General features: G+C 71.4%; 14 protein-coding genes and 2 pseudogenes. 12 read left to right on the top strand and 4 right to left on the bottom strand.

Annotated elements, in window-relative coordinates; genetic code table 11:
- Positions 1–497, bottom strand: a 497-nt coding sequence (locus BN13_RS16345) for a cholesterol oxidase substrate-binding domain-containing protein (protein ID WP_048548235.1), incomplete at its 3' end; no start/stop codon positions are given.
- A 216-nt stretch (positions 498–713) separates the two neighbouring features.
- On the opposite strand from BN13_RS16345, the gene BN13_RS16340 reads away from it, so the two are divergent.
- Genes BN13_RS16340 through BN13_RS16320 form a run of 5 tightly spaced genes read left to right on the top strand, consistent with a single transcriptional unit; the run spans position 714 to position 6402 of the window.
- Positions 714–1622, top strand: a complete 909-nt coding sequence (locus tag BN13_RS16340) for a glycosyltransferase family 2 protein (protein WP_048548234.1) — start codon at positions 714–716, stop codon at positions 1620–1622.
- The gene (locus BN13_RS16335) at positions 1619–3619 is read left to right on the top strand and encodes a glycosyltransferase family 4 protein (RefSeq protein ID WP_053079835.1); all 2001 of its coding nucleotides are present in this window, start codon (positions 1619–1621) and stop codon (positions 3617–3619) included. The genes BN13_RS16340 and BN13_RS16335 overlap by 4 nt, the downstream gene beginning before the upstream one ends.
- Positions 3620–3639: 20 nt before the next feature.
- On the top strand, positions 3640–4641 hold the full coding sequence (locus BN13_RS16330; protein ID WP_235434092.1) for a lysylphosphatidylglycerol synthase transmembrane domain-containing protein: 1002 nt from the start codon (positions 3640–3642) through the stop codon (positions 4639–4641).
- Positions 4642–4652: 11 nt separating this feature from the next.
- Positions 4653–5459: a class I SAM-dependent methyltransferase gene (locus BN13_RS16325; RefSeq protein ID WP_048548233.1), complete on the top strand. Its 807-nt coding sequence runs from the start codon at positions 4653–4655 to the stop codon at positions 5457–5459.
- 19 nt (positions 5460–5478) lie between these two features.
- On the top strand, positions 5479–6402 hold the full coding sequence (locus tag BN13_RS16320; RefSeq protein ID WP_048548232.1) for a DNA-3-methyladenine glycosylase family protein: 924 nt from the start codon (positions 5479–5481) through the stop codon (positions 6400–6402).
- Positions 6403–6729: 327 nt separating this feature from the next.
- Here the strand turns inward: BN13_RS16320 and BN13_RS16315 are convergent, their stop codons facing one another.
- Positions 6730–7881: a coenzyme F420-0:L-glutamate ligase gene (locus BN13_RS16315; RefSeq protein WP_053079834.1), complete on the bottom strand. Its 1152-nt coding sequence runs from the start codon at positions 7879–7881 to the stop codon at positions 6730–6732.
- The gene (gene cofD, locus BN13_RS16310; protein ID WP_048548231.1) at positions 7881–8879 is read right to left on the bottom strand and encodes a 2-phospho-L-lactate transferase; all 999 of its coding nucleotides are present in this window, start codon (positions 8877–8879) and stop codon (positions 7881–7883) included. The genes BN13_RS16315 and cofD overlap by 1 nt, the downstream gene beginning before the upstream one ends.
- Before the next feature lie 122 nt (positions 8880–9001).
- Between cofD and BN13_RS16305 the strand changes: the two genes are divergently transcribed.
- Genes BN13_RS16305 through BN13_RS16295 form a run of 3 tightly spaced genes read left to right on the top strand, consistent with a single transcriptional unit; the run spans position 9002 to position 13902 of the window.
- Positions 9002–9259, top strand: coding sequence for a WhiB family transcriptional regulator (locus BN13_RS16305; protein ID WP_048548230.1), 258 nt, complete (start codon positions 9002–9004; stop codon positions 9257–9259).
- Between the two features lie 40 nt (positions 9260–9299).
- A complete protein-coding gene (locus BN13_RS16300) occupies positions 9300–12371 on the top strand; it encodes a hypothetical protein (protein WP_048548229.1) in 3072 nt (1023 codons plus the stop codon).
- 10 nt (positions 12372–12381) lie between these two features.
- The gene (locus BN13_RS16295; protein ID WP_048548228.1) at positions 12382–13902 is read left to right on the top strand and encodes a DUF5719 family protein; all 1521 of its coding nucleotides are present in this window, start codon (positions 12382–12384) and stop codon (positions 13900–13902) included.
- Positions 13903–13908: 6 nt separating this feature from the next.
- Here BN13_RS16295 and BN13_RS16290 read toward each other — a convergent pair whose 3' ends face one another.
- Positions 13909–14310, bottom strand: coding sequence for a metallopeptidase family protein (locus BN13_RS16290; protein WP_084733836.1), 402 nt, complete (start codon positions 14308–14310; stop codon positions 13909–13911).
- 256 nt (positions 14311–14566) lie between these two features.
- On the opposite strand from BN13_RS16290, the gene BN13_RS16285 reads away from it, so the two are divergent.
- From BN13_RS16285 to BN13_RS19750, 4 genes and pseudogenes are all read left to right on the top strand, one after another.
- Positions 14567–14965, top strand: a complete 399-nt coding sequence (locus BN13_RS16285; protein ID WP_048548226.1) for a DUF3499 domain-containing protein — start codon at positions 14567–14569, stop codon at positions 14963–14965.
- A gap of 182 nt (positions 14966–15147) precedes the next feature.
- A complete protein-coding gene (locus BN13_RS16280; protein WP_235434091.1) occupies positions 15148–16059 on the top strand; it encodes an Abi family protein in 912 nt (303 codons plus the stop codon).
- Between the two features lie 31 nt (positions 16060–16090).
- Positions 16091–17533 (top strand): annotated as a pseudogene (locus BN13_RS16275) (phosphomannomutase/phosphoglucomutase); the annotation flags it as partial.
- Positions 17534–17956: 423 nt separating this feature from the next.
- Positions 17957–18324, top strand: a pseudogene (locus BN13_RS19750) (SIS domain-containing protein); the annotation flags it as partial.

Below are 18324 nucleotides of genomic sequence, written 5' to 3'. Positions count from 1 at the left end.
GCCCACCCCTTCGACCACTCGGCGCGGGGCACGGCATACGAGGAGTAGTTCGCGAACAACCACTGCTCGGTCTCGCAGAAGAAGTCGTCGGAATAGCGCTCGTTGGGCTTGGTCAGCACCCCGAGCCAGACGACCGTGTCCAGGTCCGGCCGACCCGCTACGGGGGACGTTGCCGCCAGCAACGGCAGACCCACCGACCCGGCCGGGGCCTCGGCGAGGCTGTCCACGGCCGACACGCGAATGTGGAGGACCCCCGTGATCGGGAAGCGGCCGACGAGGGCATAGCGATTCACTCGGCTGGAGTGCGCCCGCCAAAACTCGTTCAGGACCCGCTGCACATCGGAGCGCCGGCAGACGACCGCCCAGGCGCCCGCCATGACCTTGAGGGTGCTTGCCTTGACGTAGCGCAGCACGTCATTCGGGTCGCCCCACAGGTCGGTCAGTCCGCCGGTGGTGAGGGCGGTGGTCGTGGTGGTCCACATCAGCTGGCCGAGCATCGGCGTCGCCGGCCCCGGCGGCCGCCATCTCCGCGGCGGTGGCCGGCCGCATCGTGGCGGCCATCAGGGCGGCAGTGGCGGAGAGGATTGTGCGGCGGGTGGGGACGGACGCGGGCGGATGCTACGCGAGGTAGGTTTCTGGCGACAGGGTTAGCAGCGGGTAGGCTCGTCGCCGATATGACCGACCTCGCCGCGCCTTCTGCCCAGGCTTCCTCAATGCCCGATCCGACCGTCGCCCCGCCGACCGTCACGATTGTGCTCCCGTGCTACAACGAGGGCGAGCACGTCCTGCTGGAGATCGAGCGGATCACGACCGCTATGGTCGGGAGCGGGCTCAGCTACGAACTGCTATGCATCGACGACGCCTCGACCGACAACACGCTCGAGGTGTTGCAGGGTGCCGCCCAGCGTTATCCCAATATCCGGCTGATGCCCTTCCGGCGCAATGGCGGCTCCGGCACGGCGCGGCGCATCGGCACGCAGCAGGCTCGCGGCGAGATCGTCGTGTGGACCGACGCCGACATGACCTACGAAAACGAGCGCATTCCCGAACTCGTGCGGGTGCTGCTCGACGACCCGACCTACGACCAAGTGGTGGGGGCGCGCACGACCGAGGAAGGCACGCACAAGTGGTTGCGCGTGCCGGCCAAGTGGCTCATCCGCAAGATCGCCGAACGCCTGACCAACCAAAAGATCCCGGATCTCAACTCGGGTCTGCGTGCCTTCCGCCGCTCGGTAGCGCTGCCTTATCTGCGGCTCCTGCCCGCCGGCTTCTCGTGCGTCACGACGATCACGATCGCGTTCTTGTCCAACCAGCACGACATCCTGTACGTGCCCACGTCGTATGCGAAGCGCGCTGGCACCAGCAAGTTCCACTTCGTCCACGACGCCTACCGCTACATCCTGCAGGTGCTGCGGATGGTCATGTATTTCGACCCGCTCAAGGTCCTCATGCCGGCCGCGTTGTGGCTGTTCGTCATCGGCGTCGTCAAGGGTGTCGTCGACATGTTCCTGCACCCGTTCTATTTCCCCGCCAACACGGTGCTTCTCGTGGTCAGCGGCATCATGATCGGCTCGCTCGCCCTCTTGGCCGACCTCGTCGTCCGGTCCCGGGACGGGGTTTGAGCGCGGCTGCCGACGCCGCGCAGGGCCTGGCCGGGGCCGCGTTGCGGATCGCGATCGTCGGCCCGACTCACCCGATCAAGGGCGGCGTCGCGGTGCACACCACTGAACTTGCCCACCATCTGCAGGCAGCCGGGCACGACGTCACCCTCGTCTCGTGGAGCCAGCTGTATCCGGCGATGCTCTATCCCGGCGAAACCACGGTTCCCCTCGACCAACCGGAGGTGACGCCGTTCCCGCGCACCGTCCGGGTTTTGCACTGGGCCCGGCCGGGCTCGTGGCGGCGCGCGGGACGCGAGCTCGCGGCATACGACCTGGTCATCGTGGTTCACGTGATCCCGCAGATCGTGCCCGCCCACCTGACCCTCATGCGCGCCGCCCGCTCCGGTCCGACGCCGCCCCGCATCCTCGGGCTCGCGCACAACGTCCTGCCGCACGAGCCGCGGCCGGGCGACGAGGCCCTGATGGGCGCGTTCTTGAGCCGGCTCGACGGCGTGCTGGTGCACACGGCCGCGCAGGCGGAGGTCGCGGAGTCGCTGGGCGCCGACCCCGTCCGCACGGTGCCCCTGCCTCCGCACCTTCCCGGGGGGCCGCGGGCACATCGCGAACCGTATGCCGGGCCGCCCCGCCTGATCGCGCTCGGAATCGTGCGTCCCTACAAGGGACTGGACGTGCTCTTGGAGGCGCTCGCCCGGGTGCCCGGGCCCACCTTGACCATCGCCGGGGAAGTATGGGGAGACCTCGGCTCCCGCTTGGCCGCCCGGGCCGCGCAGCCCGACCTCGCCGGGCGGGTGACGTTCCGGGAGGGGTACGTGCCCGCCGCCGACATCGCGCCGTTGCTGGCCGAGCATGACGTGATGGCGCTGACCTATCTGTCGGCGACCGCGTCGCAGAACGCCCTGCTCGCGCAGGCACACGGGCTGGTGGTGGTGGCGAGCACGGTGGGCAGCTTCCCGCAGGACGTGCACGACGGCGTCGACGGCTTGCTGGTGGAGCCGGGGGATGTCGACGGGCTGGCGGACGCGCTGCGCTATCTGGGTGAGCCGGGCAATCTCGGTGAGTCGGGCAATCTGGGTGGGCCGGGCGACCTCGGGGAGTCGGGCAATCTCGGTGCATCGGACAACCTGGCTCGGCTACGGGCGGCGGTTCCGCAAGTGAATTTGTCGGGTCCGTGGGCCCGCTACCTGGGCACGATCGAGGCGCTGGCCGCGGATGAGTCGGCCACTCCGGTGACGGTCGGTAGCTCTGGGACTGGGACTGGGACTGGGTCTGAGTCTGGGTCGGCGTCGGGCTCGGGAACTCACGGGCTCGGGCGGCTCGTCGGGCGGCTCGGGGATGGGCTGCGGGCGGCCGTCGTGGCGGCGCGCCCACGCATCGAGCTCGCGCCCGGTGACCTGCCCGACTGGGTGACGCCGACTGACGTATTGGCCACCGACGACGACGCAACGGCCGTCCGCGACCTGGCCCGATCGCTGGGGCTGCCGCGCCGCGGGTCGCGGGTGGAGCAGTGGGCCGCGCTCGGCGCCTTGGCGGCGGTGTTGCGCGTGCGCGATGACGGGCGCCGCTCGTCGTTGATCCTCGACCGCTCCGGCGGGGCGAGCCCGTTCACGACCTGGGCCAAGGCGATCGGTTTTGCGCCCGTCGAGACGGAACCGGTCGGGGAGTTGGACGTCGAGCCCGAGTCGCTCGACGTGCTGGCCCGGCTGCACCCGGCCGACGTCGAGCCGGAGCAGGCGATCGACCTGTTCGCCCAGGCGGCCTGGGCGTTGCGGCCGGGGGGACTCTTGGTGACGACCTTCGCCTTGGGCCCCAAGACCGTGCCGGGCACGCTCGCCGCGGCGGATCTGCGGGCACTGCTTGCGCAGGCGGATAACGCCGGGCTACGTCTGATCGGAGATCTGGACGGGGACTTCACGGCGACCGTGCGCCGCGCGGAGGCAGCGGCGCGGGACCCGCGCGCGGCATACGGTCTGGCGCGGTTGACCTGGCGCCGACGGTGAGCGATGAGGTACCGCCGGCTTTGAGCGATGAGGTGACGGCGGACGGGAGCGAGCCGCCGACCGAGGGGTCCCCGCGACGTTCTCCGCTGGCCATCGCTCGGATCGTGCTGGCCGTGGTCGTCCTGGTGGCCGTCGTTCTCGCTCTCTTTCAGACCTGGGATGACGTGTCGACCTCGCTCACGGCGGTGTCGCCGGCCGCCCTCGTGGCCTGTGTCCTGCTCGGGCTGGGCCCGCCGGCCTGCACGATGTTGGGGTGGCGCGCGGTCCTGCGCGACCTCGGCTCGCCACTGCCCATTCCGCCCGCCGCCGGAATCTTCTTCGTCGGCCAGCTCGGCAAGTTCGTCCCGGGGTCCGTATGGACAGTGCTGGCCCAGGCCGAAATGGGCGCGCGCCTGCGGATTCCGCGCCGGCGCAGCGCGGTCGTGGGCCTGGTCAGCGTCGCCCTTTCGCTGCTGACCGGTCTCGCCGTCGGCGTGCCGGCGCTGCCCCTGCTGCTGCGCCGCGACGACGCCCGCGCGGTGACGGTGCTGGTTCTGATCGCGCTGCCCGTGCTCGCGGCCGTGTTACACCCGCCCGTGCTCAACTGGCTGATTGCGCGAGGCCTGCGGCTGCTGCGCCGTGAGCCACTGGAGCGCCCGCTCTCGCGACGCGCGGTCGCGACGATGTCGGCGTGGTTCCTCGGGGCCTGGGCGTTCGCCGGGGCCAGCGTGGCCGTCCTCGCGCGGGACCTGGCTCCCTCGGTGAGTCCGGCCGAGCTGGTGGTGACCTGCGGGTGCGGCTTCGCCCTCGCCTCCGCCGCCGGCATGCTCGTGGTGCTCCTACCGGCGGGCGTCGGGGTGCGGGACGGGTTGCTGGTGTTGCTCCTCGGCGCGGTGATGCCGATCGGGGCGGCAACGGCGGTGGCCGTCATCATTCGCTTCGTGACGACCTTCGCGGACGTTGCGTATGCCGCCATCGGCTGGCTCTGGGCGCGGGCACACCGGCTGCTCGGGACGTCCTCCGACGAATCACGGTTCTCGTAGGATCGACGTTCATGGGTGAGCAGCCGGACGGACGTCAGGAACAGCTGGCCTATTCCGAGCTCATGGGCAAGATGCTCGACGAGCAGGGCCGGCGCACCAAGGCCCGCAAGATCATCGCTGTGGTGCGGCACGCGCTCGGCGTCGCGGACTTGTCGGGGTTGCGCGCCCTCGATGTCGGCTGCTCGGCGGGTTTCATTGCCGACGAGTTGGCGCTGGCGGGCGCCGACACCGTGGGGGTCGACATAGACGAGCCCGGGCTGGCGGCCGCACGCGAGCGATTCGGCGAGCGCGTGGACTTCCAGGTCGCCCGCGGCGAAGCGCTGCCCTTCCCCGACGCTTCCTTCGACGTGGTGGTGTTCAACCACATCTACGAGCACGTCGTCGACCCCGAGGCCGTGGTGGCCGAAATCCGGCGCGTGCTCTCGCCCCGGGGCGTGCTGTACCTCGGGATCGGGCACAAGCACCAGATCCTCGAGCCGCACTATCGGCTGCCCTTCCTGTCCTGGCTGCCGCAGGGCGTGGCCGACCGGTACATGCGGGTCACCGGCAAGGGGGAGCACTACTACGAGCACTACTACACGCGGTTCGGCCTGCAGCGCCTCTTCGAGGCGTTTGACCTGTGGGACTACACGCTGCCCGTCCTGGCCGATCCGCAGGCTTTCGCCGGCGACGATCTGATCCCGGCCTGGGCGAGCCGTATTCCTGAGCGTGCGTTCCGGCTCGCCCTGCCGCTGGTCCCGACCTACATCTGGGTCGGCTTCGGGCAGGCCCGGCTGCCCGGCGGGCCGCTGCTGGACGTCGGCCCGCGCCGCGTCTGACCGAGCGGATCGGCCCACCATGTCCAGCCTTCCGGTGCGCGAACGGCGCTACCGCCCACCCCACCCCCTCGACCTGGGGCTGGTCCTCGGACCCTTCCGGCACGGGGGAGGCGACCCCACGTATGCCCGGGATGGCGCCGGGATCTGGCTCGCGCGGCATACGCCTGGGGGAGCGGTGACCCTGGTGGTTCGCCGGGATGGGGACGGCGAGGTCGTCGCGTCGGCGTGGGGTCCGGGTGCCGAGTGGATGCTGGACGGGCTGCCGGACCTGCTCGGGGACGGGGACGACTGGAGCGGGTTCGTGGTGCACCACCCGCAGGTGGCGGCGGCCCGCAAGGCCAACCCAGGCTGGCGCGTGCCCCGCTCCCGGCTGGTCCTGGACTCGCTGATTCCGGCGGTGATCGAGCAGAAGGTCACCGGCAAGGAGGCGTTCGCGGGCTATCGCCGGCTCGTATGGCGCTTCGGCACTCCGGCTCCCGGACCCCGGGAGGGGCTGCGGTTGGCTCCGACGGCGGCGGCGTGGCGCGGCATACCGTCATGGGAGTTCTTGCAGGCAGGGGTGACCCCGCAGCGCTCAGCGACGGTAATCCGGTGCGCGCAGGTCGCGGGACGGTTGGAGCAGTGCGCCGACCTGCCGTTGGCGGCGGCGCACGCGCGACTGCGGGCGATCCCCGGGGTGGGGGTGTGGACAGCCGCCGAGGTCGCGCAGCGGGCGCTGGGCGATCCGGATTCGCCGAGCTTCGGCGACTATCACGTCGCCAAGGAGATCGGGTGGGCGTTGTTGGGCCACGACATCGACGACGCGCAACTCGCGGAGTTGCTGGAGCCGTATGCCGGGCACCGCTACCGCGTCCAAGGCCTCTTGGCGCTCGCTGGCCCCGGCCGCCCCCGGCGCGGACCGCGCTTCACGCTCCCGACCCACCTCCCCACCCCGCCGCGCTAACGCCCGAGGCATGGGGCCGGGCCGAACTTGAGCCGGGCCGAACTTGAGCACGCCTTACGAACTTGAGCACGTGCTACATGACGTGCTCAAGAACGTAAGGCGTGCTCAAGTTCGGAATGCGGCGGCGGGGAGGGTCCGGGCCGGGTGGCGGGGTTCGGTGAGGCTTTCGCGTCGAGGTGAGGCTTTCTTCAGTGGTGGTGAGGCTTTCTTCAGTGGTGGTGAGGCTTTCTCGGCGAGGTGAGGGGCTATAACGCCTCACGAGGGCGAGAAAGCCTCACCAGTTGGCGGAAAGGCCTCACCAGCGGGGGAGCCGGGTGCACAGACCCCTCACGTGCGTACCCGGAGCCCGGTCGGGGTCCGTTCGACACTGGCGGCTAGACCTTCGCTCATGAGCGCCACTTCGAGGCGGGCCGCGACGTAGCCGGCAGCGAACCCATCGGCCACCGGCACCACGGCACAGCATCCGCCGTCGCCCTCGACCACGACCTCCACGTATGCTGCGCCCGGCTCGCCCACGCCCGGCTCGCCCGCGCTCGGGTCGCCTACCACGACCTCGCCCGCCGCGTCCGCCTGCCCCGTGCCGGGCAGGGTGAGCGCCAGCCGGATTGCGCGCGCCATTCGAGCGGCGGTGGTTTCGCGGTTCACCGAAGGGATCCCAACCGAATAGCTCGACGCACTGCCTGGCGGGTGGCCCAGCGCCGCGCGCACTGCCTCGACATGCCCCATCGCGAACCAGTCACCCGGCCCGGTCCGAACCAGGCGCCGCGCCCCGTCGCGCCACCGGCTCGCCGCATCGGCCTCATCGGCCGGCAAAACCCACTCGCCGGCCCCGCGGATCAGCGCCACGGGCACCTTCTTGGCCTTGCCCTTCACCAAGTCTCCGGTGGCCGCGAGTTCGTCGGCGACCGCAATCGCCGTCACCTCCAACGCCCGACCGTCCGCGTCCCGCCCACCCCGATGATCGTCGATGACCCGCAGCCCACAGGCCCCGAGCGCGAAGTCCACCTGTCCGCCGCGCCACGGCCGCCCGGCCGTATCGCTGAGAATCACCGCAAAGCTCACCCCGGGGAAGTACCCCGCGAGCTCACCGTGCAGTCCTTCCGTCACCGCATCCGGGTCGCGCGGCAGCAGCAGCACCTCCCCGCTTGGACCCGTATTTGATGTGTCCACCCCCGCCGCCGCCGCCACCACCCCGCTATGCGCTTCGACGATCCGCGTCGGTCCGGTCGAGGTGTCCCGTTCCGCCACGATCCGCACGCTCTCGCTGACGACGAGATCACGCCGGCCGAGCCCGACGGGAGCCCGCAACCCCAACGCCTTGGACACCACCTTCGACGTCACGACCAGCACATCCCCGTCAAGCAGGCCAGGACCGAGGCGCAAACTGTCCGCGATCAACCCGGCCAGGTCGTCACCGGCGCCGATCTCGGGGAGGCCGGCAAGCGGCCATACCCCCAACGAGGCATCGAGGGACTCCATCACGTCAACGTCAACCCGAGGTCGAGGGTCTGCCGAGCCAACTCGGCCGCTCGCGCCCGATCAGTCATCAGGAGCGGCCCGGCGGACGCCTGCACGACCGGCCCACCCGCGCGCCGCGGCGCACCCGAGGCCGTCGACTCGCCGGGCGCATCGGCCGGATCGACGAGCCACGCGTCGAGGAAATCGGCATACAGCCCGGCGACGGCCATCGCGCGCGCCTCCACCCCGATCGCCGACAGGCACGCGTCGGCATGGCCGCGCACCGGCCTGCCGCCGATCAGCGGCGACACCCCCACCACGCGGGCCGGGCTGCCGCGCAGGGCATCGCGGATGCCGGGCAGCCCCAGGATGATGCCGATTGAGACCACCGGGTTGCTCGGCGGCAGGACGATCAGGTCGGCGCCGCGGATCGCATCCAGCACCCCGGGGGCCGGGGCCGCGGTGTCGAGCCCTGCCACAACAAAGCGTTCAGCTGGCGTCGCCGCCCGATCGGCGACCCACCACTCCTGGAAGTGAATCGCGACCGGCCCCTCGCCCCGATCGACGACGACATGGGTCTCGACCGGCACATCGGTCATCGGCAGCAGCGTGATCCGCTTGTCCGGCAGCCCCCACCGCTGCGCCAGGCGCGCCGTCACCGCCGAGGCGCTCGCCCCCTGCCGCAGCCACAGCGTGCGGGCGATGTGGGTTCCGAAGTCCTTGTCGCCGAGCCCGAACCACTGCGGCTGGACCCCGTATGCCGCGAGCTCGCCCTGGACGACATGCGTCTCGTCGGCGCGTCCCCAGCCCTGCTCCTCGTCCCCGCCGCCACCCAGGGTGTAGAGCAGCGTGTCCACATCGGGGCAGATCCGCAGGCCGAACAGGCTGATGTCGTCGCCGGTGTTGGCGATGATGGTCAACTCGCTGTCCGCGAGGTCAGGATCGGCGTCGAGGGCATCGCGCAGGCCACGCAAAAAACGCGCGCCGCCGACACCTCCCGCAAGCGCGGCAATCTTCATGGGGGACATGATCCCCCATCTTCGGGCTTGACTAAACGGGCATCACACGCGTGTAATTCCATTGGTGTGGTCAACCGGACACGAGGGTTCCGGCGGAATCGTTATCGAAGGGGAGGCACCGCATGGGTGAACTCGAACTGCTCGGCGGGTTCGGCGACGAGGAACTCTCCTGGCAGGAGCGATCTCTGTGCGCGCAGACCGACCCGGAGGCGTTCTTCCCCGAGAAGGGCGGCTCGACGCGCGAGGCCAAGAAGGTCTGCGTCGGCTGTGACGTGCGCGCCGAGTGCCTGAGCTACGCCCTCGCCAACGACGAGCGGTTCGGCATCTGGGGCGGGCTCTCCGAGCGGGAGCGTCGCAAGCTGAAGAAGCGGGCCGTTTGATCGGTCGGGCCCTCCGCCCGGCCGCTTCGCAACGCGCTTCGTGATCAACTCCTCCTTGATGGACCCGGTCCAGGCCCCTGACGTCGCCACGTCCGCCTCGGCACCCACGACCGTCGGTGTCGTTCTGTATGCCGATCGCCTCGACCACGGTCTCGTCGAGGCCCTCCTTGCCGTCGCCGACCAGACGACCCCCGCCGACCGGGTGGTGGTGCTCGATGCGACTCCCGCCGGGGATCTCACGGCCGCCCTGGATCGCAATGAGGGCCTGCGCGCGCAACTGCCCGCCACCACGATCGTGCGAATCCCCGCCGACACCCCCCTGCGGGTCGCGCTCCCTGCCGCGGCGGCCGATCTCGACACCGATTGCGTATGGGTGCTCACCCGCCGCACCCGCCCCGAACCCGACGCGCTGCGCCACTTGTCGTTGACTTTCGGCGGCACCAGTCGGGTGGTCATGGCCGGCCCCAAACTCCTTGCCGCCCAACCGGGTCGGCTCCAGCGGTTCGGTATCCAGAGCACCCGCACTGGTCGCCTGCGCCTTCGTCCACGCCCGGGCGAGCCGGACCAGCAGCAGTATGACGATCGCCTCGACGCGCTCGCCGTACCCATCGAGGGCGCGCTGGTCCACCGCGCCGGGTTGGCCGAGCTGGGCGGCTTCGACAAGGCGTTCACCGGGGTTGCCGCCGACCTCGACCTCGGCTGGCGCGGCCACCTTGCCGGTCGCCGGGTCGCCCTCGCCCCACGGGCTCGCGTCGTTCTGGACGAGCCACTTCCGCATCCCACGCCCGTGCGGGATCGGCGCGCGGCCCGCCGCGTCGCCATCACCCGGGCGCCCTGGTGGGCCGCCCTCTTCCTGGCCCTCTGGGTCGCGCTCGGGGCGATCGTCGCGGGCATCTCCTTGCTGCTGATCAAGCGGCCTCGGGCTGCTGCGCGGGAACTCGCCGACGTGGCCACCCTGCTCGACCCGCTGCGCGGCATACCGCCGCGGTGGCGCGCGCGATCCCTCAAGGGGCGTGGGCGACGCACGATGCACGGCCTGTTCGTGCCCATGGTGACGGTCGCGCGGCAGGCGGGGGACCGCATACCGGAGTTCATCCTGCCCGCGCAGCATCCGGCCCCGACCCCGGCGGCGGACACCGCGGCCGGGGCCGACCCGGCCACCGAGGACTCGATGGGCGCGCCTCCAGAGCACACCCAGGCGGTACGCAATCCCGGTCTGTGGGCAGTGCTCGCGACGACAGCCGTGGCGTTCGCGGCCGGGCAAACGATCGACGGCGGCCTCGTCGCCGGGCTGCGCGACGGATTCGTCGGCGGGCAATTGACGGGCGCGTCCGCCGATGCCAGCCAGCTCTGGCATTCCTGGGTCGACGGATGGCGCGGTCCCGGGCTCGGCACAGCTGATCTCGGGTCGAGCGGACTCCCCGTCCTGGCGCTGATGACGTGGCTCTGGGACCTGATGCCCTTCCACGACGCCGGGGCGAATCCGTTGGGCGGACTGCTCGGCGCGGTCGTCGTGCTGGCCATGCCGCTCGCGGCCCTGTCCGCCTATGTCAGCGGTCGCGTCGTCACACGGCGGCGGTGGGCGCGGGCCTTGGCCGCGCTGGCCTGGGCCTGCTCCCCGCTGGCTGCGGCGGCGCTCGGCGAGGGCCGCCTCGGTGCCGTGGCCGTTCTTGTCCTCTTGCCGCTCATGCTTGCGGCGCTGCAGCGACTCACGTCGAGCCCGCGCGCCGGGAGTGCCGCGGCGGCCGCCCTGCCGACGGCGCTGCTCGCGACCGTGGTCCCGGGCGCGCTCATCCTCGCAGTCGTCGCCGCCCTGGCGCTGATGATCGGGGGGTCCGGGCGCACCATACGGCGCAGTCTGGCCTTTGTCGGCGTGACGGCCCTGCTCACGGCCCCCGTCCTGCGCGAGGTTGCGGCGAACCCGGAGCGACTGCTCACCGGGTGGGGCCTGCTGGCGCGGCCGGACTCCGAGCCGGCGCCGCTCACCCTGGCGTTGCTGCATCCGAGCACGACCACCGGGCTCGCCTATTGGGCCGCCGCCCCCATCGTCGCGCTCGGCCTGCTCGCCCTGCTGCGCCGAGGCACGCCCAGTGGACCGGCGTGGTTCGCCGGCGCCCTCATCGTCACCGGCCTCGGCGCGGCGCTGGTGACCTCACGCTTGTGGATCGCCCAAGGGGACGCCGAACTCGTCACCGGCTGGCGCGGCACCGGACTCCTCGTGGCCTTGGCCGGGCTCCTGGTCGCCGCGTTGCACGCCAGCGATGCCGACCTGCCCCCGCGTACTGCCTGGATCCCGGCCGTGACCGGCCTGCTGGCCACCGCGGCCATCGTCGGTGGCACCGTCCTGGCCGGGCTGCCCTCGGGTCTCGCCGCCGGTCGCGACGAACGTCCGGCCGTGGCGATCGACGCGGCCACCGGGCCGGCGAGCGGGCGCAGCGTGCTCGTCGATGTCACGCGTGGGTCGGTCGCCTACACCGTGATGGGCCGCGAGCCCGCCCTGCCGGCCGCTGACTTGACCGACGCGGCGACGGACGTTCCTGACCTCACCGACGCCATCGCGCAACTCACCGATCCGGCCGGTGCCCCGCCGCTCGGGGCGGTCGCGACCCTGGCCCGCTGGGGCATCGGTTTCGTCGTACTCCCCGCGCCGACACCGGCGGCCGTCGAGCACCGGTTGGACGCCACCGACCTCCTGAGCCGGGTCGGCGACTACAACCGCGCGGCCGTATGGCGCGTCGAGCCCGCCGCCATCTCCGCCACCCTGGTAGCTCCGTCCCGGCTCCGCATCGAGCGCGGCAACGCGAGCGAACTCGTGCCGGCCATGGGCGCCCATGCTGCGACGGCGGCCGCGGTGCACGGCGGCGGCACGCTCGTTGTCGCCGAACCCGCCGATTGGGCCAAGGCGGCCGTCGTGCGCGCCGACGGTGCGCGGCTGACCGCCACCGTGCGCGCCGGCCAGCCCACTTATGCCCTGCCGGCGGCGGCCACGCACCTCGATATCTCCCTGCCGACGCCGCACCCCACCCTCGGCTGGCTGTATGCCGCCCTGGTCGCCCTGGTCGTGTATGCCGCGATTCCGCTCGGCTCCCGTCGCCGCCCGGAGGCCTCGTGAGGAAGGCATCATGAGCCGGCCAACCCTGCACGCCGCCGTGCGACTGCTCGCCGTGGCCGGAGCCTCGGCGGGTCTGCTCGCCGCAGGTGCGCTGACCGAGAAGTCCGCGACCATCGGGAGCCGCGCGACCACGACCGAGGCGGCGCGGATCGCGCTGGCCGAGTCGACCCTGACGTGCCCGGGACCCGAACTGGTCGGCATCGACGGTGTCGACGATGTCGCGACCCGGCCGCTGATCGTGGCCGACACGGCCCCCGCCGCGGTGCTGACCGCGCAGGCGATCACCCCGACCGGCACCGCCGGACTGAGTGCGGCACCCCTGGCCGCGCCGGGGTCTGTCGCCGGCGGCCGGACCAGTACGGCCACCGCGGGCGAGATCGCGTGGCGCGTGCCGGACGACGCCACCACCGCCGTCGCCGTGACCGTGACCGGCACGCGCGCCCCCGGGCTGGTCGCCGCCCAGGAAAGTCTGGTCACCGACGCCCCCGCCGCCGAGTTGGGTGTCCGCGGACTGATGTCACTCGCCTGCACCCCCGCGACGGCCGACGCCTGGCTGATCGGCGGCGGCGGTGGAGCCGGCCGTCAGGAGCGACTCGTCCTGGTCAACCCGGGGGCAAACCCGGCCACCGCGGTGGTGAGCGTGCACGGGGTGAGTACGAGCGCGACGTCGGTGACGGGGCACTCGGTGACCATTGCGCCATACGGTCGGTCGTCGGTGCTTTTGGATGGACTCGCTCCGGACGAGGACGCACCGGCCGTGCACGTGGACACCCGTAGTGGTCTCGTGAGTGCCACGCTCGTCGACACCTGGGTCGACGGCGTCACTCCGCGCGGTATCGACGCGACGGGGCCGGCCGCGCCGGAGGGGCTGCGGCAACTGATTCCCGCGGTTGCCGGCCCCGACCCAGCACGCGTCCGGATCGTGGCGACCGGGCCCGATCAAGCGCTCGTCCAGGTACGCCTCGTGACCCGTGACGGCCGCGAGCCGTTGCCCTCGGGTGCCGGTGTCGTGCGCGTCGCGGGCGGGGCGACCGCGGATGTCGAGATCGCCAGCCTGCCAAGTGATGTGGTCGGCGTTGAGGTGGTCGCCGACGCGCCGGTCGTTGCCGGAGCCATGCTCAGTCGCGGCGTGGCCGGCAAGACCACCGACTTCGCCTGGGTGCCGGCCCTTCCCGCGATCCGCGGTGCCGCCGGCACCGCCTTCCGGCCGCTGAGTGACGGCGACGCGACGGCCACCCGAACGTTGTCGATCGTGGCCTCCGGGGGGCGCGCCGAAGGGGATGCCACCCTGGTGGCTGCCGACGGCAGCACCATCGTGCAGCGGGTCCGCCTCGACGCCGACACCAGCGCCACCGTCGACGTCAGCACTGCCACGGCCGTATGGATCGCGCCGGTCACCGGCGGTGGCCAGCTGCGGGCCGCCGTGGTCACCCGGTTGGGCTCGGGGGCCGACGGGCGCGTCACGGTCCGGGCCCTGACGTCGGCCCGATTCACCGGGCGTGACCTACCCGTGGTCCAACGCCGGCAATAGCTTGCCTCAGTCGTTGGTGAGGTCCTCGGGGGCCACGCCGAGCAGCGCCGCCACGTGTTCGGTGAGGATCTCTTCGACGAGCAACGCGCGCTCGCCGGCGTCCTGCGTACGCGCCTCGATGGGGCGCCGATAGAGCACGATCCGGGCGGGCAGGCGGCCCTGGGCCGGGAAGAGCCGGCCGAGCAGGACGCTCTGCGTCTCCCACGGCGCCGGGTCACTCGGCGGGACGTCCTCTACGGCGAACTCCGTGCCGGCATAGCGCGTCCCCAGCGCCGGCTCCAGCCGCGCCGCGATGTCGACCACCAGGTCGTCGAAGGCGGTCGAGCGCGTCGCCATAGCGGGCACCGGCGGCCACGCCAACGGCCCACGTATGCCGCGTCCCCGCCGATCCCGGGTCCCTCGCGTCATGACCGGAAGCCTAGAGCCCGCGCGCGGGCTCCCCAAACCCCGCCCGCACGCCCCCCTTGGTTCGAACTTGAGCACGCCTTACGTTCTTGAGCACGCGCTGGAGCGCGTGCTCAAGAACGTAAGGCGTGCTCAAGTTCGGGAGCCCCGCGTTCGGGAGTCCCGGGTTCGGGAGCCCCGCGTTCGGCAGCGGTCGCTGAGGCCAGGCGTAGGTCGGGCCTTTCGGGCCGATGTCGGGGGCATCCTTTAGGCTGCGCGGGTGACCATGTCCCGGAAATGCTCGCGCACGGCCTGCGGGCGCGACGCAGTCGCGACGCTCACCTATGTCTACGCCGACTCCGTCGCGGTGCTCGGGCCGCTGGCGACGTATGCGGAGCCGCACTCCTACGACCTGTGTGACGTGCACGCCGAGCGCCTGACCGCGCCCCGCGGCTGGGAGGTCGTGCGGCTTGCCGGCGATATGGTCCCGCAGACGCACGACGACCTCGTCGCTCTGGCCAATGTCGTGCGGGAAGCCAAGGCAGGGTCGCGCCCGGCGCGCCAGGCCCCAGCGGCCCCTCCGCCCGCCCCGGCGAGGCGCACAAGCCGACCCGGCACCCGGACTGGCTTGCCCCGCGCCAGTCACCTGCGCGTCGTCACCCCGCCCCCGGCGGACTGACGGCCACCCTGCCCCTGCACGGCTGGGGCATGAGCGATGCCTGGCGAACTGCCGCGTCATGACAAAGCGGTGGCCCCGAGATGCTCCGTCGGCTGAGCCGTGTTAACCTGGGCCCATTACGACCGGTTCCGCCTGCTTCGGCAGGTCCAGGGCCGGTCTTCACTTTCTGGGGGCGAGCCATCGTGGCTGATGAGGTGAAGGCATTCCGGAGCTACGAAGAACAGGTCGACCTGCTTGCCGGTCGTGGGATTGACGTGGGGGATCGCAAGCGCGCGGCCGACGTGCTTCGCCGCGTCAATTATTACCGGCTCAGCGGCTACTGGTACCCATTCCGGCAGCAGATCGGCGGGGGACGTGTCGACGACTTCTATCCGGGAACGCGGCTGGACGACGTTGTCGCGCTCTACGAGTTCGATGCAAGACTTCGAGCGGCGACATTCTCAGTGCTCGCACCCGTCGAACTGGCGATTCGGTCACTTCTGGGTCACGAGTTGGGCCGCGTTGATCCGTGCGCACACCTAGACCCCGACCTGCTCGGATCGCCCGCGCGTCAGGGCGACGCCTACCGTCGCTGGCGGGATGGATACAAGCTGGAGCTCAACCGATCGCGCGAGGACTTCGTCGCTCATCACCGTGCTAAGTACGGTGGAGTGCTCCCAGTGTGGGCTGCAGTGGAAGTGTTGGATTGGGGTGGTCTGGCGCGCCTGTACGGTTTTGCGCCGCGCGACGTGCAGGAGTCCATCTCAGCCCGTTGTGGCCTACGAGGCCCCCAACTTGCGAGCTGGCTGAAGTCGCTCAACCTGACGAGGAACGTCTGCGCGCATCACGGCAGGCTCTTCAATCGAGTTCACACGCTGACGCCGAAGCTGCCCAAAGTCGGTGTGCACCCTGATCTCGACGGGGCGACGACCGCGTGGAACCGCACGTTTGCGCAGCTCACTCTGATCCAGTTCCTGCTCAACCGGCTCGGACTAGGTCGCAGCAACCTGCTACCTGCCGTGGTACGCAGCTACCCGACGATCGCGGCGGTTCCACTGTCGCATCTCGGTGCCGCTGAAGATTGGCAGACCGCGAGCCAACTCTGGGCGTCGTAGCTAGGGTGGGAATGGACGGCCGGTAGGCTGCATGGTCGTGTCTCCTCGTGATCTGACCGACATCGTCAAGGCCTACGACGTCCGCGGCTTGGTGCCCAGCCAGTTCGACTCCGACGTGGCGCGGGCCCTCGGCACCGCATTCGCCGAGATCATCGCCCGCCCCGAAGGCGCGTATGCCGTCGTCATCGGTCACGACATGCGCGCCTCGTCGCCGGAGTTGTCCGGCGCCTTCGCCGAGGGAGCCCGATCCGTCGGCGTCGACACCATCGAGATCGGGTTGGCCAGCACCGACGGTCTCTACTTCGCCAGCGGCATCCTCAACCTCCCCGGGGCGATGTTCACCGCGAGCCACAACCCCGCGGCATACAACGGAATCAAGCTCACCCGCGCCGGCGCCCGCCCGGTCGGTCAAGACACCGGCCTGACCGCTATCCGCGAGCGCGCCGCCGCACTCCTCGCCGACCCCAGCGCGGCTACCCCCGCCGACCAACCCGGCAGCGGGGACCGCCGCGACGTGCTCGCCGACTACGGCACCTTCCTGCGTGGGCTGGTGGACCTTCGGGGCATCCGGCCGCTCAAGGTGGTCGTTGACGCCGCCAACGGTATGGCCGGGATGACCGTCCCTGCGGTCCTGGGCACCGCCGCCGGGCTCGAGCCGCTGCCCCTCGACATCGTTCCCCTCTACTTCGAACTCGACGGCACCTTCCCCAATCACGAGGCGAATCCGCTCGACCCGGCCAATCTCGTCGACCTCCAGCGCGCGGTGGTCGAGCACGGCGCCGACCTCGGCCTGGCCTTCGACGGCGACGCCGACCGCTGCTTCGTCGTGGACGAGCGCGGGGAGCCGGTGAGCCCGAGCGCCGTGACCGGCCTGGTCGCCGAGCGCGAGATCGACAAGGAGGTCGCGTCCGGCGTCGACCCCGCCTCCGTGCACATCGTGCACAACGTCATCAGCAGCGCGGCCGTGCCGGAACTCATCCGCGCGAAGGGGGCCGTCCCGGTCCGTACCCGCGTCGGCCACTCCTTCATTAAGGCCGAAATGGCCTCTGCCGGAGCTGTTTTCGGTGGCGAGCACAGCGCGCACTACTACTTCCGCGACTTCTGGTTCGCCGACACCGGCATGCTGGCGGCCTTCCACGTGCTCGCGGCGCTCGGGGAGCAGGACGCGCCCCTCTCCGCCCTGGTCGCCGATTACGGGCCGTATGCCGCGTCCGGCGAGATCAACTCCACCATCACCGACACTCCTGCCGCGGTCGAGCGCGTACGGGCTTGGGCGTCCGCCCAGGGCTTGGTGGGGGAGGAGATGGACGGTCTCACGATCACCCACTCCGCGGTCGAGGACGCTCCGATGTGGTGGCTAAACCTCCGGGCCTCCAACACCGAGCCCCTCCTTCGGCTGAACGTCGAGGCGGCCGACTCCGAGACGATGGCCCGCGTCCGCGACGAGGTGCTGGCCCTTGTGCGCGCCGACGACAACGCCGCCGCCGCGTCGAATCCCAACGTCACCCCCGTGAACCCCAACACCGACCCCGCCAACGCCGTCGCCGCCATCTCAGCCAACCCCGGTGACACCCCGGTTGACACCGGGATTGAGCCTTGGGTGCGCGAGCTCCTGCGCTGCCCCGCCTGCCGAAGCGAACTTCGGGATGTCCGGGAGGGCGGCATACTCGAACTCGCCTGCACTGGGTCCGAGTGTCGCCGGATCTATCCGATCACCGATGGCATCCCGGTGCTGCTGATCGACGAAGCGCGGATCGGCGACTGATCTCGTGCCGTCCGAGTCCGAGTCCGAGTCCGAGTCCGAGTCCGGGTGCGGGTCCGCGTCACCCGGCCAGCCAATCGGGCACCCTTTGGTGACGAACCCTTCGCCCTACCGGGCAGCGGGTCGGGTTCGGCGATGAGTCGCTTTGACGAGCACCGCCTCGACGACCCCGACGAGCGGGCGGCGATCGACTCCGGCGACCTCCTGCGAGCGCTCGCGACCGCCGGCGCGCAGGTCCGCTCGGCCGCCGTCGCCGCGGCGGACGCCGGCATCCCGCGCCCCGGCGAGGGTGACCGACCGCGCGGCGTCCTCATCGCGGCCATGGGCGCCGACGAACTCGTCGCCGACACCGCCGCGACCCTGTGCGCCGAGGGATCGCCGGTACTCGTCGCGCACTCACGCAGCGGCGCCCTGCCGGGTTGGGTCGGCCCGCTCGATCTCGTCATCGCGGTATCCCTGTCCGGGGCGGCGGTCGGTCCGGTCGGCCTAGCCGCCGAGGCGGG

Source organism: Nostocoides jenkinsii Ben 74 (genome assembly GCF_001046875.1).
GTDB classification, from domain to species: Bacteria; Actinomycetota; Actinomycetes; order Actinomycetales; family Dermatophilaceae; genus Nostocoides_A; species Nostocoides_A jenkinsii.
This window is presented reverse-complemented; position numbering and strand designations above follow the sequence as displayed.

Excerpts from the sequence above, each read along its gene's own strand:
- BN13_RS16340 (WP_048548234.1), top strand. The coding sequence starts at position 714 with ATGCCCGATCCGACCGTCGCCCCGCCGACCGTCACGATTGTGCTCCCG.
- BN13_RS16325 (WP_048548233.1), top strand. The coding sequence starts at position 4,653 with ATGGGTGAGCAGCCGGACGGACGTCAGGAACAGCTGGCCTATTCCGAG.
- BN13_RS16295 (WP_048548228.1), top strand. The coding sequence starts at position 12,382 with ATGAGCCGGCCAACCCTGCACGCCGCCGTGCGACTGCTCGCCGTGGCC.
- BN13_RS16315 (WP_053079834.1), bottom strand. The coding sequence starts at position 7,881 with ATGGAGTCCCTCGATGCCTCGTTGGGGGTATGGCCGCTTGCCGGCCTC.
- BN13_RS16290 (WP_084733836.1), bottom strand. The coding sequence starts at position 14,310 with ATGACGCGAGGGACCCGGGATCGGCGGGGACGCGGCATACGTGGGCCG.
- BN13_RS16320 (WP_048548232.1), top strand. The coding sequence starts at position 5,479 with ATGTCCAGCCTTCCGGTGCGCGAACGGCGCTACCGCCCACCCCACCCC.
- BN13_RS16305 (WP_048548230.1), top strand. The coding sequence starts at position 9,002 with ATGGGTGAACTCGAACTGCTCGGCGGGTTCGGCGACGAGGAACTCTCC.
- cofD (WP_048548231.1), bottom strand. The coding sequence starts at position 8,879 with ATGAAGATTGCCGCGCTTGCGGGAGGTGTCGGCGGCGCGCGTTTTTTG.